Genomic DNA, 19,337 nt, shown 5'->3' with positions numbered 1-19,337 from the left:
TAAAATGAACATTTGTACTTCTAATCCCCCACCTTCGCAAAGCCCCAAAACGTTACAAGCCATTTTAAAAGACAGACATACAATGAAAAAATCAATCTTGACATTTTTAATCTTATTAATTGCAAATGCCACATTTTGCCAGACAAAGGAGACTCCTTCAAATTTAAATTTCGACTTTGAAATTACTGAGAAGGGAAGTCCAAGTGGTTGGAACAATTTCGGAGGTTCAAATTACAATCTTGCCATCGACTCAATTATCATAAAAAGTGGAAAATATTCTGCTTCCATTGAGTTTAAAGAAGGAAATCCAGACTTCAAGGCTTGGGCTTTTACAATTCCCGACAACTACGCGGGTAAGAAAATTACACTTACGGGATACATTAAAACCGAGAACGTGACAGACGGATATGCTGGACTATGGATGAGAATTGACCCATCTATTGCCTTTGATAATATGAATAAAAATGGGGTAAAAGGTACAACTGACTGGACAAAATATGAGATAACCCTTGAGATGAACCCTGAAAAAACAAAACAAATTGTTATTGGAGGATTGTTAGTTGGGAAAGGTAAAATGTGGTTAGATAATTTCAGCTTATCTATTGATGGGAAAGACATAAAAGACCTAAAACCATTTCAAAGAAAATTATTTCCTGCTGAAAAAGATAAAGAATTTGACAAAGGCTCGGGAATTACAAGTGTCTCGATTGACAAACCCCAAATTGAAAATCTAAAAAGCCTTGGTTTAATTTGGGGCTTTTTAAAATACTATCACCCTAATATTGCTAAGGGAGAATACAACTGGGATTATGAACTTTTTAGAATTCTTCCAAAAGCTCTAAATTCAGACAACAGCAAAAAACGTGATACCGTTTTGATAAAATGGATAAATAGTTTTGGTGAATTTTCACAAGGAAAGGAAACTGTGATTAAATCATCAGAAGTAAAAATTGAACCTGATTTAGTTTGGATTAAAAATTCCAATTTTTCAGATGAACTTACGACCTTACTATTAAAAGTTAAAAATGCAAATAGACCGAAAGAGCATTACTATATAGGATTACAACCTGGAGTTGGCAACCCTGACTTTAAAAACGAAAATGCCTATTCATCGATGAAATATCCCGATGCGGGTTTTCGACTTTTGACTTTATACAGATATTGGAACATTATTCAATACTACTTCCCATATAAAAATCTTATCGAAGAAGATTGGAAAAATGTATTAGAAGAATTTATACCCAAATTTATTGAAGCAAAAGATGAAACAGAATACACACTTGAAGTATTGGAACTTATTGGGCGGGTTCACGACACCCACGCAAATATTTGGGGCGGAAACCAAGTTTTAAATAATCATTTCGGACTTCGTTATGCTTCTGTTGAACTAACATTTATTGAAAGCAAACCTGTTGTAACAGGATTTTATGATAAAAAATTGGGAAAGGAGACAGGATTGGAAATTGGAGATGTAATTTCAGTTATTAATAATAGACCAGTTGAAGAAATAGTAAAAGAAAGATTAAAATTTTCTCCAGCTTCGAATTACCCGACCAAATTGAGAGATATTGCATCCAATCTTTTAAGAACAAATGATTCTATAATTAATATTGAATTTATTAGGATTGACAAAATAGAAAGCAAAACATTAAAAACGTTTTCTTCAAAAGAAATTAACCTATACAGTAAATATCAAGGTACAGACACTTGCTTCAAATTGATAAATAAAGACATTGCCTATATAAGTAATGGTTCTCTTAAAAGAGAATACCTGCCTAAAATTTGGAAAGAAATAGAAAATACAAAAGGGTTAATTATCGACATTAGAAATTACCCTTCTGATTTTCCTATCTATGATTTGAGTAATTATTTAATGCCCAAAAGCATCCCATTTGTAAAATTTACAAACGGTAGTATTGAAAGTCCGGGCCTTTTTACTTTTACCAAATCATTAAACGCAGGAAAGAAAAATAAAAGATATTATAAAGGGAAAGTCGTTATTATAATAAATGAAATTTCACAGAGTTCTGCGGAATTTCACACAATGGCATATCGGGTTAATCCAAACTCAACTGTTATTGGTTCGACAACAGCGGGTGCAGACGGCAATGTGTCGCAATTTTACTTACCAGGCGGAATTTCCACAATGATTAGTGGAATTGGTGTTTATTATCCTAACGGAAAAGAAACACAAAGAGTCGGCATTGTGCCTAACATTGAACTTAAACCGACAATTCAAGGAATTTCAAAAGGACAAGACGAATTAATTAATAAGGCAATAGAAATAATCAACGGACAATAAAAACGGCTTGTAACACGGGTTTGGCAAAAGTGGCGGTTCAGTGCTACGCAGACACATTTGTGGTTAATCAAAGTTTGGTTCTCCGCATCAACATTTATGGTGAAAATCGCCACCTTCGCCAAGCCCGAAACCGTTATGCACAATGCCTAGAAAGACAACCAAAAATGATATTTGACATGAAAAAATTTCTATTACTTGCGTTAATCACCGCAATTAGTTTTACAGCCTTCTCGCAAGTTAATCAGACGGATAAAGAGAAAGGTCAGGCATTTTCATATGCCTATATCTCTGTTTCTGGTAAGTTGTTTTCCAAAAACTCAAAATAATTGTTGACCTTGGCGACTCTCCCGAACAAATAAAATTAAGGGAAGAATATTCAGATGTGTTAACTAATAGAAAGTCGTATGCGGCCATTTTAAACTACATGGTTGAAAATGAATATGAATTAGTGGAGACACTTACTTTAGAAGAAGGCAGTAGCTTTCAAGGAACTGGATCTGGAGGAACCTCTGGTGTAATTTTTATCATGAAGCGGAGAAAATAAATCTCAAAAAAGACATCTCAATGTGTAAGGCACTGTGCATAACAGCCGCTAAAAGCAAGCAGGTCTGAGTAGCTTTTCAATCGTCTTTTCTTTCTTCATCTTTTGGTTCTTAATCCAAACTAACTACTTTTGATTCCCCTGCCAGCTTTTAGCGGCAGAACGTTATAGCCAATTTCAGGACACGACAACCAAGCAACAATTCAAAAAAAACAAAAATAATTATGGGATTATTTGATATTTTCAAAAGTAAACGCCAAGAAGGTGACGACACTGAGTCTAAAACTAAAATCGTTGGTGTAGATAACGTTTATTTAATTGATATTCCAACAGATTGGACACAATACGAAAGTGACAGATTTAGGACAGTTAATAAATCTAAGAGTCTCAATTTCTCTGTTACCAATTATGGAAAACCTTTGGATATCGCGAATCCATTTACGCTTGACGAATTGAAAAATGAAACCTTTGCTCTATTTGAAAGGTTTGTAAATGAAGGTGGTTACGAAGCTATTGACGACAGAGAGACAAATAATAATTATGTTTATCAAGCCTTTAAAGTTGATAACGAAACACAATACTATTATTACACATTTAGAGAAGGAATTGGACAACTTATTCGAATTGTCTTTATTTTAAAAGAAAACGGAAACTATAAAGCATCAACAAAACAAATACTACTTGAAATAGGAAGTAGCATAAAGATAAAAATAGCATAAAAGAAACTGGCTATAACAGCACCTACAAGAAATTGGCGGTTCGGTGGTTAAATGAAGCTTTGAGCTTCGTATCAAGTTCAGTGGTGGCAGACAGTTTTGTGCTTCGAAATCGCCAACTTCTTGTAGCTGCAAAACGTTATAGCCAATTTCAGGACACGACAACCAAGCAACAATTCAAAAAAAACAAAAATAATTATGGGATTATTTGATATTTTCAAAAGTAAACGCCAAGAAGGTGACGACACTGAGTCTAAAACTAAAATCGTTGGTGTAGATAACGTTTATTTAATTGATATTCCAACAGATTGGACACAATACGAAAGTGACAGATTTAGGACAGTTAATAAATCTAAGAGTCTCAATTTCTCTGTTACCAATTATGGAAAACCTTTGGATATCGCGAATCCATTTACGCTTGACGAATTGAAAAATGAAACCTTTGCTCTATTTGAAAGGTTTGTAAATGAAGGTGGTTACGAAGCTATTGACGACAGAGAGACAAATAATAATTATGTTTATCAAGCCTTTAAAGTTGATAACGAAACACAATACTATTATTACACATTTAGAGAAGGAATTGGACAACTTATTCGAATTGTCTTTATTTTAAAAGAAAACGGAAACTATAAAGCATCAACAAAACAAATACTACTTGAAATAGGAAGTAGCATAAAGATAAAAATAGCATAAAAGAAACTGGCTATAACAGCACCTACAAGAAATTGGCGGTTCGGTGGTTAAATGAAGCTTTGAGCTTCGTATCAAGTTCAGTGGTGGCAGACAGTTTTGTGCTTCGAAATCGCCAACTTCTTGTAGCTGCAAAACGTTAATTCCAATTTCAAGAACTAAATTAGTTATGAAAACGTTAAGTTAAAGATATAAACAGTCAAAAAGACAATAAAAAAGCCCACGACCACCCATCGAAATGGGGACGCAGGCCCACTAACTAGAAAATTAGGCCGCAAAAATAGGTTTTATATTTGCTTTAAAGCTGTTTCATTAATAATTTTTATTCATCATTAAAATTTTTAAAAATGAAACATTTATTTTTCGAGGATTAGGTTTGATTATCCTAATCTCTTTCATTGCTTTTTCTTGCCAAAATGAGGCTGATAGGTCTGAATTAGCAACAACAGACCAAAGTTTTAGCTCAATCAAATTTCAAGAGTTTTTTCAGGAAGTTAATTCTGGATTTAACAACAGTAAGGTCTTATCTTCGAGAGGAATTATTCCTCCGCAATTTTCATCAGCCTGTCAACCACAACCACCTGCGACTGGTTTGACTTGTGCAACAGCCCATATTGTAAGGACAGTAAACTTACCTCCAAATCCAACTTGCCCAGTATGCACTACTGCAACCGTTGGCTTTGATGTCAGAGTATGTTGGGTAATTCCTCCAGGTTCAACGGTACCTACGTATTCATTTACATTTTGGAATTTCGGACTTACTGGACTATCACCAGATTGCGAAACATGCATTTTTAACCTTCCAGGTCATGGTGGTGATGTAGTATTAGATCAAATGTCTTATCAGGCATCTTTGATTGTTGAGAGTGAATATGTAAGTCCTTGGGTTAATACATGGCACCCACCCTGTGTAAATAATTCATATTACTCATCTGATTTTGTTCGTCAAACTTGCTACCGCTGGTGTATAAATTTGAGTAATTTTGAAATTAGCCAAATCACATGTGGTGATAAATGTTGTCAGCGCACAAGAACTTTTTGCTGGGAGCCTCTACCACTTCCTGATGGTACTGTAAGAATATCTCCGCCTGTGTTTCAAACCATTGGAGCTTCAAACTGTGGTATCATTACCTTAACTTGTAATGGATTGCAATTGCCTTGTGAGGATAGACCGTGTGGAATTGTTCCATAGTTTAATTTTATTTATTAACAAAGAATGGGCGACTTAATACCAGTCACCCATTCTTTTATTTTAAGATAATGAAAGTAAATACTCTCAAAGTTTAGATTTGTTAGCAATCAAAAAATACAAAAATGAAAAAATCTACTCCTATTTTTGACAATGAATTTTGTTTGGTTGAATTTTATTGTATCTCAACAATATACTCCACTCCAATTCAAAAATTATATTCCACTATGGACGCATCTTCACAATACAGATAAGATTCCAATAAAAAGTGGAAATTTAATTTTTTTGGAACAAAATTTCTATCGAGCCCCAGCAGTAATTGATAAAAACGTCCTATATAATGTGTATAATATTGTATTCGGACCGGCATGGATAGGCGGTTACTATATAGAGGCAATTGATGTGACAAATGGAATGTTGTTATGGGATCAGGTATATTATAGTGAAACTGTCGGAGAAAGGCGCTATGCGAATAGACCTATTGTTAAAGGAGATAATCTGGAATTATTAATCCACGAAGAGTATAGTAAGTTTGACACATTTTTTAAACCAATATGGTTTGTTGCTTCTGCTAAAGGCTAATTTTAGATAAAAGAAATGGAGTTATTTTTGATTCAACATTTTCTATTCCAAAAGATCCCCATGCCAGAAGAATTCCTGTTCCCTTTCCCTATGGCCCTACACATCTTTATTATAATGATACAAACTTCATTGTCATTAATCACCTAGATTTGACTGACACATTAACTGGTAAAAGTAGTATATGGTATAATCGAATTGTTCTTGATATTAGTAACAAAGAAATAGGCAATACTGAACTCTATGTTCCAACTAAATACCATAAATTGGTTGATGGATTATTCAATTATGATAATTCCAATAACACATTTTGTACTTACACTTCAGAAACTCACCCAGATTCAATGATTCAAAAAGATTTTGATATTGGATATTATTACATGGATAGAAATTTGAATATTCTGACTTCAGGCAAGTTGAATATCTTAAAAACTGCTGATGCGAATACATTTGGACCGTATTATATTTCTGATGATTATTTTATTTTTGGGGCAACTAAATATCAAGAGAATCCTTACTCTTACTTTGCCTTGGATATTATTCTTTTTGATCGATTGGGGACTGCAATAGAAAAAGTAGACCTGAGGCCACTTGAAATAAGTTCTGACAAAGTAAGTTTCGCACAATCCATACTTTTAAAAACTTCTAAAGGTCCTAGAATTTTAATTTGTGTTCATAAAAGAACAAAAAATAGTGTAGAATTTTACCTATCAGACGGCTTGGGCAATATCATTAAAACAAATACATTTACAATCAACCCTGGAACTAAAACTGAAATATCTTTGAATAAAATGGACTTGATTGGTGAAAATGTATTGTGCAATTTTACCTACCGAGAAAATGCTACTAATTTGAATGAGGCTCCACTTTGGTCAAGTTGGGCTATGTTTAAGGGTGAAGACTTGGGTATTTTGACTACGAATAAAGATGTAAGTTTCGAAAATGGAAACTTATTAAAAATATCGCCAAATCCAGCTAATGAGATTATACAATTGAAATTTGATAAAGCATATTCTGGATTGCTTAATATTTATAATGAAATAGGCCAGTTAATTTATTCTACTAAATTAAAAAATGACAAAGAAGTTAATTATGATGCAAGTGGATTAATTAATGGATATTATAGTGTTCAATTCATTACCAATAATAAGATTTTAAAATCTCAATTCATTAAAACTAATTGATGTAAGAAACAAGCATTTTTAAAAACCAATGAAATATACTTTAAGATTGGAACTGAAAAGAAACTGGAATTAACACAGTATTGACGAACATGCCACCAAACAGCTATCTTTTTCAGGCTTGGTATAAAGGTAAGATATTTTCCACTCTTGGTATTATTCAAGTGGTGGCACGTCGTCAATACTCATCCGTTATGCCTCATTGTAGGACGACAATGCAACTTTCAACATTCGTGCTGATATCGGACGACAAAATGCCAACGCTTCGTAAAATTAAAAGAGGTGCAAGCCAACACACAAAGCCCACGTTTTTGCACCACATTTAATTTTACCCAACCGCACCCAAAGACCACCCACCTCCCCAAAGTAATTGCGAATTCACTAATAAGATACTTATAGTCCGTAGACTTATTGACATCTATTACGCAGTTTTGCACTCTAATTTTTCAATAAAATGGGTGCATCTTATTCAAAAGAAGAAAAATCATATTTGCTAAAGGTTGGCGACAAAATTCGCCAATTACGAACTGACATTGGCTTATCTCAAGAGAAACTATCGTTTGCTTGCGACCTTGACAGAACATATATCGGCTCGGTTGAAAGAGGCGAAAGAAATATCTCTGTCATAAATCTGAAAAAGATAGCAAAGGCTTTAAAAACTGACCCATCTGAACTTCTTAAATTCTAAACATGAACGAAGCATTTAAATTGCCACCTAAATCTGTTACGCTACTTACTAAGCCAGAGGAGTTGACACAAAAGTTATCCGAACTTATCGGAACGGAATTTAAGATTACAGGCAAGACAAGAACTGACGGCTCTAATATTAGAAAGTTAATTGCCGCGACTCTTGAAAAGTCTGCATTACCCGAAGCAGCAGAAAAAGAAAGTTACGAAATAGTTCCTCCCAAGGGAAAAGGAGTTCCTAAAATAACAAGAGAATTTATTGATACCTACATTGTAACATCTGGCGATTCCTATAATCTACAAGTTTGGAATAGATTACCTGCAAGTAATACTCTTTTAATTAAATATGATTCAGGCGAAAGTTTGAAATGCACTGATGTAAGATTTGTATTTGTGCAAATAGATTTAGCAAAAAGTATTATCGCATCGGTCATAGTTCTGACAGCCGAATACATTGAAAAACATTTTGGAAAGTTTGGAAAACCAACAATAAAACATCAACTACTGATTTCTTCAAAGGCAAGAAAAAGTATTTTTGAAAGCCCCGACAAAGTACTTTCATTTCCTGATAGCAAAAAACTATCTTACAGCATAACTCATGACTATGTTCCTCCTAAGTCGGGAATGGTTGAAGAACCAGATATTAAAGAGTTGTATTCAATTGCACTTTTAAAAGAAATGGTTGCTAAAAAATTAATCGGAAGGAAACTTGACGCAGCAGCAACTAAAAACAGAGGACAAGCACTTGAAAGAATGGTGTTGGAATTATTGGGTTACATTATTAAAGAAAACGAATTATTGTATGGTGCTTTTCCTGACATAAGAAACCAATTGTTAGAGGTGAAAGTTCAGGATTCACCAACAGTTGACTTAGGTAGATTTTCTCCCGAAAGAGAAGAGTTTGTAATAGAAGAAAAGAACCTAACAACTTTTGATGTTCGTTATTTAATTGCTTTAACAAATCCTAAGACCGAAATAATTGAAGGGATAATCTTAACGCCAGGAGAAAGGCTTGGCGATATATTTTCTTATGTAAGTTCAGAGAGTTATAAATGCCAAAGAAACATTCCAATGAGCTTTTTTGAAAAGCATTATGGTAAAGCGGTATTTAATCCAGCTTAAAAATTGGCGAAACACCAAAAGCCTCTGCAACTTTAATTTCTAATTGCTCTTCGAGCAGAGAAATTTTATCTGCATTATTTTCAGCGTTAAGTTTTTTAACGATTTTGATTATTGACTTTGCAATAGGGGAATTACAATCAGGTAAAGGATACTTTTCTACATACTGGGTAAAATATCTTCTCCTGCCTGAATAAAGCTTATTGTTGAAAACAAGGTCGTGATACTTTGTCATTAATTTTGAATTTGAAACACCTTGTATTAATAAGAGTTTGTCCACATTTTCCTTCTTTTCGGCTACTATCCAATAGCAATTTCCATTGACCAGTTTTCCTCCTTCATCAAAGAAAAATCTTGGCGACAAACTTATATCAGGAAACACCAACTTTGGTAAATTCCAATAGTCCGGATTATGAGGAACCCATATTTCAAACCATTTTCTGCCAGCATCAATCAAATATTTTCTCTCCTTTAGTCGTGCTTCAAATCTCTCAAAGTATTTTTTAGCTTTTGGGAACTGCTCTATATCAATAGTTGTTTTGTTTCCGTCCTTATTATAATGAGGATATAGAATTTGAAGAGTAGCTTTTGCGGTTGTTCCCCATCTGCCAATATTCTCCTGTGAAATCAAATCTTTAAGTAAATCCGCTTCAGGCTTTTCAGTTCCTAACTTATCCCATTCATCATTTATAAATACTTTGTCAGCCGTAGTTTTTATACCAACTCTAACTTTGAATAAATCGCCAACGAAACAAGATGCATTATTGTCAATCTTATTTACCCAGAGAGATTCGGAATCTGAAAGCAACTCCCATGAATAACCTTTTGAGGTTCGACACATTAGAACGCCATCAGTTTTTTTATATCTTTTTGCGTTGACAGAGAAGTAACCTGAATCGGATGTATTCAATACATCATAAATATTAGCGGCAGGTTTTAGTTCTCCTTTGTAACCATTCAGTTCTTCATAAACCTTAATGAATTTAGCTGCATTTGAAATTGCCTCAACATTTCCTTTTTTCTTACCAATAAATATTGCAGGAAGAACAGCAGCGTCAAAAAGTTTGGTGTCACCTAAATCAACAATTTCAAGTATTTCGTAATTCTCATTTAAAAACTTTCTGACACTTTCGCCACTCTTAGTTGACAAATACCTGTTAGATGTTATAACGCCAATAATCCCTCCCATTTTTAGACTTGCAGTCATTGCAATTAAAAAAGGATAATATAAATCAACACGACCTTTTAAATCGAATTTTTGAGCAAGTAGTTGTGCTTGCTCTGTTCCAAGAATTTGAGTTCTTACATACGGAGGATTGGCAATTACAATGTCAGCGGACTCATTTATTCCATTCCCTTTTGCTCCAAAAAAATTAAGTGTTAATTGATTTTGATTTATGTCTACGACTTCCAAAAAATCTCCTTTTACCAAATTGGTTCTTTGTTTACCAAATCGGTATGACCTTTCTTTTGCAAGGCTCAAATATTCTTCATTTAAATCATAACCATTTAGTGTAAAATCAATATCACGAGCCGACAAGTGTTCTCCCATAGACAACAAAAGTTCGCCATCACCGCAAGCAGGGTCAAGGACTGTTACTTCTTTCCTATCTACATAAGACAAGATTCGACTACTTAAATAGTCTGCCAAGCCCTTTGGAGTAAAAGTAGCACCTGTGTTTTTTATCAATTCCTTCGTTTCCACTTTTTTTAATTTCTTGCCTGACAAAGATACTTAAAATCATCAAACATTCAAGACGAAATTATGAACATTTTTAGAAAACAGCCTTTAGACACGGTTACAACATTTTACAACGTAAAGCCCATGCATTTGCAGGCACATTTGCTTTTTTTCCAACGCTTGGACCAACTCAAAAAAATCAAAAGAGCCTACAAGCCAACCCACCACGACAGACATTGTGAAAGGACAAACGACAACCGAAGAAGAACAACGAAGGCATAACACGGGTTTGGCAAAAGTGGCGGTTTAGTGCTTCGTATGACAGTTTTTGCTAAATTTGAACTTTGGTGCTTCGTATGAAATTTAGTGGTAAAAATCGCCACCTTCGCCAAGCCCGAAACCGTTACAAGCAAGCCTAACAGACGACACAACAACGACCAAACGGACGACTATAAACATAAAATGAAACGCTAATTTTGACAGGTGACCAACGACATACAGACCATATTTCAAACAAACAGCAAGTGAGCCGACACTCATTGCCGACCCTTCTGTATTTTTTATTTTCCCCACCGCACATTTTTTTTAATTCAATTTTAGCCAGCCACACATTGGCACATTTGCAAGCCGCACAAGCCGACACACAAACCCAAGCTTGCAAAAGAGCCAATTTTGCCATCGCACCGACAAATAATGATGTTTCATATCTCAATTGTCAGGCTTATCCTGACTGTTTAACTATGAATGATAACATTTTTAACAAAACAAGACGATTATCTAAATTATCTTTCGTATCATTGCTGTCAGGTTTAACCTGACATATTTACTATGAAAAATAAATATATTTCAACGCAATCAAACGAGCTTCTATCCTATTTCAACGGACAGGACAGGAATTGCTTTGACAATTCTTTGGCTTACAAAGCCCTGCCCGACTCTAAAGCAAGTGCAGTCAGAGAACTACTAAGCGACATGACAAAGAGAGGTTTGTTGATGCGTTTGAAAGAAGGTGTTTATTACATCATACCCTACGAACAAAATGCGGAAACCTTTATGCCCGACTGGCATTTGATTGCAGAACATTTAGTGAATGATGCCAAACACTACATTGGTTATTACTCGGCTTTACAGATTCACAACCTGATTACACAGCCATCGTTGAAAGAACAAATCGTTGTATCAAAACAAATACGACCATCAGAAATAAAAATAAAAGAAGTTTCTTTTCAATTTATCTATCACAACGAGAAACACTTTTTCGGTTCAAAGAAAATTTGGATTGATAGTTTTAATAAAGTGCTTTGTTCTGATTTAGAAAAAACATTTATAGACTGCTTATTCAAACCCGATTATGCAGGTGGCATTGTGGAAGTAGCAAGAGCAATCTATACCTCAAAAGACAAAATCAAATACGACATACTACTTGAATATGCAAAGAAATTTGATTCGCAAGCTGTAATAAAACGATTGGGGTTTCTTTTAGAAATGCTTGACATCAACTCAAAAATTATTGCCGACTTGAAAAAACTGAAAACAGCTTCGTATGTGTTGCTCGATACTGAATTACCCAAAACAGGCAAGCGAAACAGCCGTTGGAGCATTCAACAAAATTTGGAAACCGAAACCATTAAATCTGCTATTTACACATGATTAAACCTGGAGAAATACAGCAAAAAGCAAGAGCTGTTGGGGTTCGTGACCAGCAGATAGAAAAGGACTATATTCTTTCGTGGATTCTCTTTGGTATTGCCAAACATGAGCAACTTTCAAAGGCAATAGTTTTCAAAGGCGGGACTGTTTTAAAGAAAGTATATTTTGAAGATTATCGTTTTTCGGAAGACCTTGATTTCACCTTGCTGAATAGCGAAACAACCAACGAGTTGATTTTTGATTGGTTCAAGGATGTATTTGAATTCATAAAAGAGGAAGCCAATATTCCGCTTGAAATTATAGACAATAACGAGCATGAAGATGGCGGCATCAATTTTTACATCAGTTACATTGGTCCGCTTGGCGGACAAGGCAATAACAAACGTGTAAAAGTGGACATTTCTCGCAGTGAACAATTGGTGTTTGAACCTGTGATGAAAGATGTGTTTGTTGACTACACCGATTTGGAAGCATACCAATTGCTTTGCTATCCATTGGAAGAAGTATTGGTAGAAAAAATGCGGTCGGTAATGCAGCGTATGCAAGCCCGTGATTTTTACGACATCTGGTATTTGCTGGAAGAACACGGAATGGATGCCGATTTTTACCTGAACGAATTTGAAACCAAATGCAAAAGCAAAGATTTAAAGCACACCGATTTTCCGCAAAAATTAACGGAACGTTTGCCTCAATACAAAGGCAGGTGGCAAAGCTCTATGAGTGAACAAATAAAAGACCTGCCCGACTTTGACCAAGTGGAAAGAGAAGTGCAACGACATATTAAAAACTTGAATTCCTAATAAATGCATATCGCCCAGATAGACAACAATTTGCAACAACTCGTAAAGACTTTCAAAAAAGAGAGTTTCATTTATTATTTGTTGTTGGCATACGGACAACCAAAAGCAACTATAAAACGCATCAAAGACGGTGGACTGAACCTTTCTAAAGTGGACGGTGAAATTGCTTGGAAAAAGAAACTATTTTTTAAATCCGTAAAAGGCGTTGACTTGCATGAACTCATTGCCGACCTAACCGCAGACAACAAAGCCGTGAAACACGACCCTCGTTTTGTGGTGGTTACAGATTACAAAAATCTATTGGCGGTTGACACCAAAACGCAAGACACTTTAGACATTTCCATCACTGACATTGCCAAACACTTTGATTTCTTTTTGCCTTGGGCGGGCATGGAGAAAGCGCAACACCAAAACGAAAACCCTGCTGATGTTAGAGCTGCCGAAAAAATGGCGAAACTCTATGACGACATCAAGAAAGATAATCCAATAAAAACACAAGCCGAAGTTCATAACCTGAATGTGTTTCTTTCTCGTTTGTTGTTTTGTTTCTTTGCTGAGGATACAGGCATTTTAGAAAAAGGGCAATTTACATTGGGCGTTGGAAGCCACACTCAACAAGACGGAAGCGACCTGAATACATATCTCGACAAGTTGTTTGAGGTAATGAATACCGAACAAAGCAAACGAAAGAATTTACCTCAATACCTAACCGCTTTTCCGTATGTAAACGGTGGACTTTTTAGAAACAAACACACCGCACCAAAATTTACTCGTAAAAGCAGACAGTCAGTAATTGATAGTGGAGAATTAGATTGGAGTGCCATCAATCCTGATATTTTTGGTTCAATGATTCAGGCGGTAATTACGCCTGAACACCGTGGCGGTTTAGGAATGCACTATACGAGTGTGCCTAACATTATGAAAGTAATTGAGCCGCTTTTTTTAAATGAACTCTACGAAGAATTTGAAGCAGCCAAAGGCAACAACAAAAAACTAAACGCATTACTGCACCGCATTTGGAACATTAAAATATTTGACCCTGCCTGCGGCAGTGGCAATTTTTTAATTATTGCTTACAAAGAATTGCGGAAGTTGGAAATGAAAATTTTCAAAGCAATGGGCAGTTTGGCATTTAGCAATATTAGTTTGGGTAATTTTTACGGAATTGAATTAGACGATTTTGCTCATGAAGTGGCCATTCTTTCTTTGTGGTTGGCAGAACACCAAATGAACCAAGTTTTCTTTAAAGAGTTTGGACGAACCAAACCTGCATTGCCATTGACCGAAACAGGAAATATTGTGCATGGTAACGCCACACGTTTGGATTGGGAAACAGTTTGTCCGAAAGAAAAAGGAAAGGAAATTTTTATTTTAGGTAATCCACCATACTTAGGTTCTAAAAGACAAAGCCCTTCACAAAAAGCGGAAATGGCAACAGTTTTTTCAGGAATTGAAGGATATAAGAATCTTGACTATATCGCTTGTTGGTTTTATATAGGCTCCGACTATATTAGAAATTTTAATGCACACATGGCTTTTGTTACAACAAATTCAATTTCACAAGGAGACCAAGTAGCATTATTATGGCCAAACATTTTTACAAAAGGTGTTTTTATATATTTTGCTCATAGCACATTTAAATGGGGCAATAATGCAAAAGGCAATGCAGGTGTAAGCTGTGTAATAATTGGACTAAGCAGTAAATCCAACAGAGAACGTTTGATTATTAATGATAAAATAAAAATCAAAGTAAATACAATAAGCCCTTATTTAACCCCGAATTCATCAATTATAGTTTCAAAAAGAACTGCTCCACTTTCGAGTATTCCAATAATGAGCTATGGTAATATGCCTTTAGAAGGTGGTCATTTAAGATTCGGAAGTGAAGAAAAGGAATCGCTAATCAAAAGTTCATCTTCAACAAAGAAGTTCATTAAAAAAGTTATTGGTGGTGATGAGTTTCTGCAAGGCCTTGAAAGATTTTGTTTGTGGATTGATGATAGCGAACTTAAAGAAGCTAATGCAATTCCAGAAATTAAAAAACGAATTCAATTAGTCAAAGAATTTAGAGAGGATGGTGGCGATGTTGCAAGGACTTTAGTTCACAAATCGCATCAATTCAGATATAGAAATATAGCAAGGGAAACTTTGATTTTAATACCATGCACATCTTCTGAGAGAAGAGAGTTCCTGCAATGTGGCTTCTTTGATTCAAGTTACATCACAATGAATTCTGCACAAGTAGTGTATGATTCTGAACCTTATATTTTTGGAATCTTATCATCCAAAATGCACATGCTTTGGAGTAAGGCAACAGCAGGTTGCCTTGAATCTCGTCTAAGATATTCTGCAATGCTTTGTTATAATACTTTTCCAGTGCCTGAACTAAGTAAATCAAATAAAGATGAAATTTATAAGCAATCCTTGAATGTCCTTGCAGAAAGAGAAGCACATTCAGAAAAAACAATAGCACAACTTTACGACCCTGATAAAATGCCTGATGGTTTGCGTGAGGCACATCATCAACTTGACTTAGCAGTAGAACGCTGCTACCGAACCAAGCCATTTGAAACAGACGAAGAACGCTTGGAGTATTTATTTAAACTCTACGAGCAAATGATAGAAGAAGAAAAAAGCAAAGGAACTTTGTTTGAAACCGAAGCTAAACCCAAAAAGAAAAAGAAATAAATATGCCTGACATAGTAAAAATAGAATATCACCAAACAGGCGAAAGTGTAAAAAACACTGCCAACGGAATGCGACCAATGGCAGCCCGTGCTTACGAAGAACGTAAAAGTCAATATTTATTAATCAAAGCACCGCCAGCATCGGGTAAATCAAGAGCATTGATGTTTTTGGCTTTAGATAAAATACGCAAACAAGGTTTAAAAAAAGTAATTGTTGCCGTTCCCGAAAGGTCAATTGCAGGTTCGTTTGCAATGGCAGATTTAAAAAAGGAAAACAATTTTTTCGCCAATTGGGAACCCAATGACGATTACAACCTTTGCACTCCAGGCATGGACGGAAGCACAAGCAAAGTAAATGCTTTCAAAAACTTCATGGACAACAAAGAAGAAATTTTGATTTGCACCCATGCCACACTTCGCTTTGCTTTTGAAGAATTGGACGAAAGCAAATTTAACAATGTGTTATTAGCCATAGATGAATTTCACCACGTTTCGGCAGATAACGACAGCCGTTTGGGTGAATTACTCCGCAGCATTATGGAAAAGTCAACGGCTCATATTGTAGCCATGACAGGTTCGTATTTCAGAGGCGACAGCGTTCCTGTTTTATTGCCAGCGGATGAAGCCAAGTTTACAAAAGTAACTTACAACTATTACGAGCAACTAAACGGCTACAATTATTTAAAATCATTGGGCATTGGCTACCATTTTTATCAAGGCAAATACACTTCTGCCATTTTGGAGATTTTAGACACCAACAAAAAAACGATACTTCACATACCCAATGTAAATTCAGGCGAATCCACCAAAGACAAGCACAATGAAGTGGACACGATTTTGGATGCCATTGGAGAAGTGAAAAAAGTAGATAGCGACACAGGTATCATCCATTTAAAACGGCATAGCGACAAAAAAATAATCAAAGTTGCCGACTTAGTAAATGACATTCCGAAAGACAGAGAAAAAGTAATTACCTATTTGCGAAACATCAAAACTGTGGACGACATGGATTTGATAATTGCTTTAGGTATGGCAAAAGAAGGTTTTGATTGGCCTTTTTGCGAACATGCTTTAACTGTAGGTTACAGAGGTTCATTGACCGAAGTAATTCAAATTATTGGTCGTTGCACTCGTGACAGCAACAATAAAACCCATGCACAATTTACCAACTTAATTGCTCAACCTGATGCAGCAGACGATTTGGTAAAACTATCGGTAAACAATATGCTGAAAGCTATTACCGCTTCGCTATTGATGGAACAAGTGCTTGCACCAAATTTTAAATTCAAAACAAAACTTTCGGATGACGACAAAGCAGGTGCAGGAGAAGTTAAAATCAGAGGTTTTAAATTACCAAGTTCAAAACGTGTAAAAGACATTATTGAATCGGACTTGAACGATTTGAAAGCAACCATTTTGCAAGACGACACCGTATTGAAAGCCATTCCGGGAAATCTTGACCCCGAAGTGATAAACAAAGTTTTGATTCCAAAAATCATTCAAATAAAATATCCTGAACTATCTGCCGAAGAAGTGGAAGAAGTTCGTCAGCATGTAGTGGTTGATTCTATTATGAAAAGCGGAGAATTAAAAGAAGTTGGCGACAAACGATTTATCCGAATGGCAGACAAGTTTGTAAACATTGATGATTTGCATATTGATTTGATTGACCGCATCAATCCTTTCCAAAAAGCATTTGAAATAATTTCAAAAGATGTTACAACGAAAGTTTTGAAAGTGATTCAAGACGTAATTGCATCAACAAGAATTCAAATGACTTTAGATGAAGCCTTGCTTTTATATCCTGATAAAGTAAAAGCGTTTATGGACAAAGAAAAAAGAGAACCAAGTGTTACATCATCTGACCCATTGGAAAAAAGAATGGCAGAAGCCATCATTTATTTAAAAGATTTAAAACGTAAAAAGCAAAGTGGACAAGGATAAAAAGCTACAAGAATTATTGGACAACGACCCGTTAGGATTGTTGAACGTAAAGCCATCGACTTCTCCTGCAAGGAATGAAGATGAAAGGCTTGTGGCTTCTTTCCAAGAAATAAACGAGTTTTTTGAACAAAACAAACGAGAACCAAAAGCCGACAATGGCATTCAGGAACATCAATTGTATTCACGTTTAAACTCCATTCGAGCAAACGCCACAAAATCGGAAATGCTAAAAGCCCACGACATTCACGGTCTATTAAGCATTGAACCAAAAGAACCAGTTTCAATTGACGACATAATGGACAATGACCCTTTGGGTTTATTAGATGATGAAACCGAAGGTTTGTTTGAATTGAAAAACATAAAGCCAACCGACAAAAGCAGAGCAGAAACAGATTTTGTTGCAAGACGAAAGCCTTGCAAAGACTTTGGTAAATACGAACAGATTTTTAAAGCAGTTCAAAAAGACCTGAAAGAAGGAAAACGAAAACTGATTGAATTTAAACTTGGCAACCTTAGACAAGGAGCATATTACGTTCATAACGGAATTTTATTTTTTGTAGAGAAAATTGAAATCACAAAAAAGGAACATTACAAACCAGACGGAACAAGAGTAAGAGAAGACGGTCGAACAAGATGTATTTTCGAGAACGGAACAGAATCAAATATGCTGAAACGTTCTATTGAAAAATTGCTTTATGCCAACGGACAAGTTGTAACAGAAAACGCAGACCAAACAAACGAAGACTTTACCAATAAATTCAACAACATCACAGACGAGGACGAAGAAGCAGGTTTCATTTACATTCTCAAATCAAAGTCGGACAAGAAAGAAATAAAAGAGATTCACAACCTTTTTAAAATTGGTTTTTCCAAGACAACAGTTGAGGATAGAGTAAAAAAATGCTTTTCAAGAGCCGACCTATTTAATGGCAGACGTAAGAATTGTAATGGCTTACAAATGCTACAACATGAACCCACAGAAATTGGAACAACTGCTTCATAATTTCTTTGGTAACTCTTGCTTAAACATTGACGTGTTTGACAAAGACGGCAACCGACACACACCGAGAGAATGGTTTATTGCTCCGTTAGCAATTATAGAACAAGCAATTCACTACATCATTTCGGGCGACATTATTTATTACAAATACGATTCAACAAACGAAGAAATAATAGAAAGATGAAAAGCCATCGCACAGGTGTAAGCACATTTGCAAGCCGCACAAGCCCAAGCACAGACCAAAGCTTGCAAAAGAGCTTCCACCTTTCCCACCCAGACAAAATTGAATTAAAAAAAATCTCCTCCCCTTCTGAAAATAAAAAATACGCAACCGCACAACCCAACGACAGACAAAAATCAGTTGCTATGCAGACACCAAAACAGTTGACAGTAAAGCGTTTCAACTACTCGGTGGACAGAAGGCCAGCTTGTAACACGGGTTTGGCAAAAGTGGCGGTTCAGTGCTCCGCAGACACATTTGTGGTTAATCAAAGTTTGGTTCTCCGCATCAACATTTGTGGTGAAAATCGCCACCTTCGCCAAGCCCGAAAACGTTAGCGGTCATGCATAA

At 35.5% G+C, this 19,337-nt stretch carries 16 protein-coding genes and 1 pseudogene; 16 read left to right on the top strand and 1 reads right to left on the bottom strand.

Annotated elements, in window-relative coordinates; all coding sequences use genetic code 11:
* Window positions 1-82: 82 nt before the first annotated feature.
* The 10 genes from IPJ53_00505 to IPJ53_00460 all read left to right on the top strand — a co-directional run bounded on the left by IPJ53_00505 (window position 83) and on the right by IPJ53_00460 (window position 9,007).
* Entirely contained in the window at window positions 83-2,302 is a 2,220-nt protein-coding gene (locus tag IPJ53_00505; protein MBK7797569.1) for a peptidase S41, read from the top strand.
* Between the two features lie 20 nt (window positions 2,303-2,322).
* Window positions 2,323-2,628, top strand: a complete 306-nt coding sequence (locus IPJ53_00500; protein MBK7797568.1) for a hypothetical protein — start codon at window positions 2,323-2,325, stop codon at window positions 2,626-2,628.
* A gap of 56 nt (window positions 2,629-2,684) precedes the next feature.
* Complete coding sequence (locus IPJ53_00495; GenBank protein ID MBK7797567.1) at window positions 2,685-2,846, top strand: hypothetical protein; 162 nt, start codon at window positions 2,685-2,687, stop codon at window positions 2,844-2,846.
* 221 nt (window positions 2,847-3,067) lie between these two features.
* Entirely contained in the window at window positions 3,068-3,562 is a 495-nt protein-coding gene (locus tag IPJ53_00490) for a hypothetical protein (protein ID MBK7797566.1), read from the top strand.
* 195 nt (window positions 3,563-3,757) lie between these two features.
* Window positions 3,758-4,252, top strand: coding sequence for a hypothetical protein (locus tag IPJ53_00485; protein MBK7797565.1), 495 nt, complete (start codon window positions 3,758-3,760; stop codon window positions 4,250-4,252).
* A gap of 373 nt (window positions 4,253-4,625) precedes the next feature.
* Window positions 4,626-5,441: a hypothetical protein gene (locus IPJ53_00480; protein ID MBK7797564.1), complete on the top strand. Its 816-nt coding sequence runs from the start codon at window positions 4,626-4,628 to the stop codon at window positions 5,439-5,441.
* 150 nt (window positions 5,442-5,591) lie between these two features.
* The gene (locus IPJ53_00475) at window positions 5,592-6,020 is read left to right on the top strand and encodes a hypothetical protein (GenBank protein MBK7797563.1); all 429 of its coding nucleotides are present in this window, start codon (window positions 5,592-5,594) and stop codon (window positions 6,018-6,020) included.
* A 149-nt stretch (window positions 6,021-6,169) separates the two neighbouring features.
* The gene (locus IPJ53_00470) at window positions 6,170-7,201 is read left to right on the top strand and encodes a T9SS type A sorting domain-containing protein (protein MBK7797562.1); all 1,032 of its coding nucleotides are present in this window, start codon (window positions 6,170-6,172) and stop codon (window positions 7,199-7,201) included.
* A 451-nt stretch (window positions 7,202-7,652) separates the two neighbouring features.
* Window positions 7,653-7,886, top strand: a complete 234-nt coding sequence (locus tag IPJ53_00465) for a helix-turn-helix transcriptional regulator (protein ID MBK7797561.1) — start codon at window positions 7,653-7,655, stop codon at window positions 7,884-7,886.
* A gap of 2 nt (window positions 7,887-7,888) precedes the next feature.
* Window positions 7,889-9,007: a nuclease gene (locus IPJ53_00460; protein MBK7797560.1), complete on the top strand. Its 1,119-nt coding sequence runs from the start codon at window positions 7,889-7,891 to the stop codon at window positions 9,005-9,007.
* Here IPJ53_00460 and IPJ53_00455 read toward each other — a convergent pair.
* Window positions 8,994-10,709 carry an N-6 DNA methylase gene (locus tag IPJ53_00455; protein ID MBK7797559.1) on the bottom strand — a complete coding sequence of 572 codons (1,716 nt, stop codon included), beginning with the start codon at window positions 10,707-10,709 and terminating at the stop codon, window positions 8,994-8,996. The genes IPJ53_00460 and IPJ53_00455 overlap by 14 nt on opposite strands.
* Window positions 10,710-11,513: 804 nt before the next feature.
* Here IPJ53_00455 and IPJ53_00450 point away from each other — a divergent pair.
* From IPJ53_00450 to IPJ53_00425, 6 genes and pseudogenes are all read left to right on the top strand, one after another.
* Window positions 11,514-12,335: a transcriptional regulator gene (locus tag IPJ53_00450; protein MBK7797558.1), complete on the top strand. Its 822-nt coding sequence runs from the start codon at window positions 11,514-11,516 to the stop codon at window positions 12,333-12,335.
* Window positions 12,332-13,135: a nucleotidyl transferase AbiEii/AbiGii toxin family protein gene (locus IPJ53_00445; protein ID MBK7797557.1), complete on the top strand. Its 804-nt coding sequence runs from the start codon at window positions 12,332-12,334 to the stop codon at window positions 13,133-13,135. The genes IPJ53_00450 and IPJ53_00445 overlap by 4 nt, the downstream gene beginning before the upstream one ends.
* Before the next feature lie 3 nt (window positions 13,136-13,138).
* Window positions 13,139-15,823, top strand: a complete 2,685-nt coding sequence (locus IPJ53_00440; GenBank protein ID MBK7797556.1) for a class I SAM-dependent DNA methyltransferase — start codon at window positions 13,139-13,141, stop codon at window positions 15,821-15,823.
* A 2-nt stretch (window positions 15,824-15,825) separates the two neighbouring features.
* A complete protein-coding gene (locus tag IPJ53_00435) occupies window positions 15,826-17,766 on the top strand; it encodes a DEAD/DEAH box helicase family protein (protein ID MBK7797555.1) in 1,941 nt (646 codons plus the stop codon).
* Window positions 17,753-18,950: pseudogene (locus IPJ53_00430) on the top strand (GIY-YIG nuclease family protein). Before IPJ53_00435 ends, IPJ53_00430 begins: the two are co-directional and overlap by 14 nt.
* Entirely contained in the window at window positions 18,947-19,324 is a 378-nt protein-coding gene (locus IPJ53_00425) for a hypothetical protein (protein ID MBK7797554.1), read from the top strand. The pseudogene IPJ53_00430 and the gene IPJ53_00425 overlap by 4 nt, the downstream one beginning before the upstream one ends.
* Window positions 19,325-19,337: the final 13 nt, after the last annotated feature.

The organism is Candidatus Vicinibacter affinis, assembly GCA_016714365.1.
Classification (GTDB): Bacteria; Bacteroidota; Bacteroidia; order Chitinophagales; family Saprospiraceae; genus Vicinibacter; species Vicinibacter affinis.
Note: the sequence above shows the minus strand (reverse complement) of the source record. Positions and strands in the feature narration are given on the sequence as shown.

Excerpts from the sequence above, each read along its gene's own strand:
- IPJ53_00435 (MBK7797555.1), top strand. The coding sequence starts at position 15,826 with ATGCCTGACATAGTAAAAATAGAATATCACCAAACAGGCGAAAGTGTA.
- IPJ53_00465 (MBK7797561.1), top strand. The coding sequence starts at position 7,653 with ATGGGTGCATCTTATTCAAAAGAAGAAAAATCATATTTGCTAAAGGTT.
- IPJ53_00475 (MBK7797563.1), top strand. The coding sequence starts at position 5,592 with ATGAATTTTGTTTGGTTGAATTTTATTGTATCTCAACAATATACTCCA.
- IPJ53_00445 (MBK7797557.1), top strand. The coding sequence starts at position 12,332 with ATGATTAAACCTGGAGAAATACAGCAAAAAGCAAGAGCTGTTGGGGTT.
- IPJ53_00425 (MBK7797554.1), top strand. The coding sequence starts at position 18,947 with ATGAAAAGCCATCGCACAGGTGTAAGCACATTTGCAAGCCGCACAAGC.
- IPJ53_00505 (MBK7797569.1), top strand. The coding sequence starts at position 83 with ATGAAAAAATCAATCTTGACATTTTTAATCTTATTAATTGCAAATGCC.
- IPJ53_00490 (MBK7797566.1), top strand. The coding sequence starts at position 3,068 with ATGGGATTATTTGATATTTTCAAAAGTAAACGCCAAGAAGGTGACGAC.
- IPJ53_00460 (MBK7797560.1), top strand. The coding sequence starts at position 7,889 with ATGAACGAAGCATTTAAATTGCCACCTAAATCTGTTACGCTACTTACT.
- IPJ53_00440 (MBK7797556.1), top strand. The coding sequence starts at position 13,139 with ATGCATATCGCCCAGATAGACAACAATTTGCAACAACTCGTAAAGACT.
- IPJ53_00485 (MBK7797565.1), top strand. The coding sequence starts at position 3,758 with ATGGGATTATTTGATATTTTCAAAAGTAAACGCCAAGAAGGTGACGAC.
- IPJ53_00450 (MBK7797558.1), top strand. The coding sequence starts at position 11,514 with ATGAAAAATAAATATATTTCAACGCAATCAAACGAGCTTCTATCCTAT.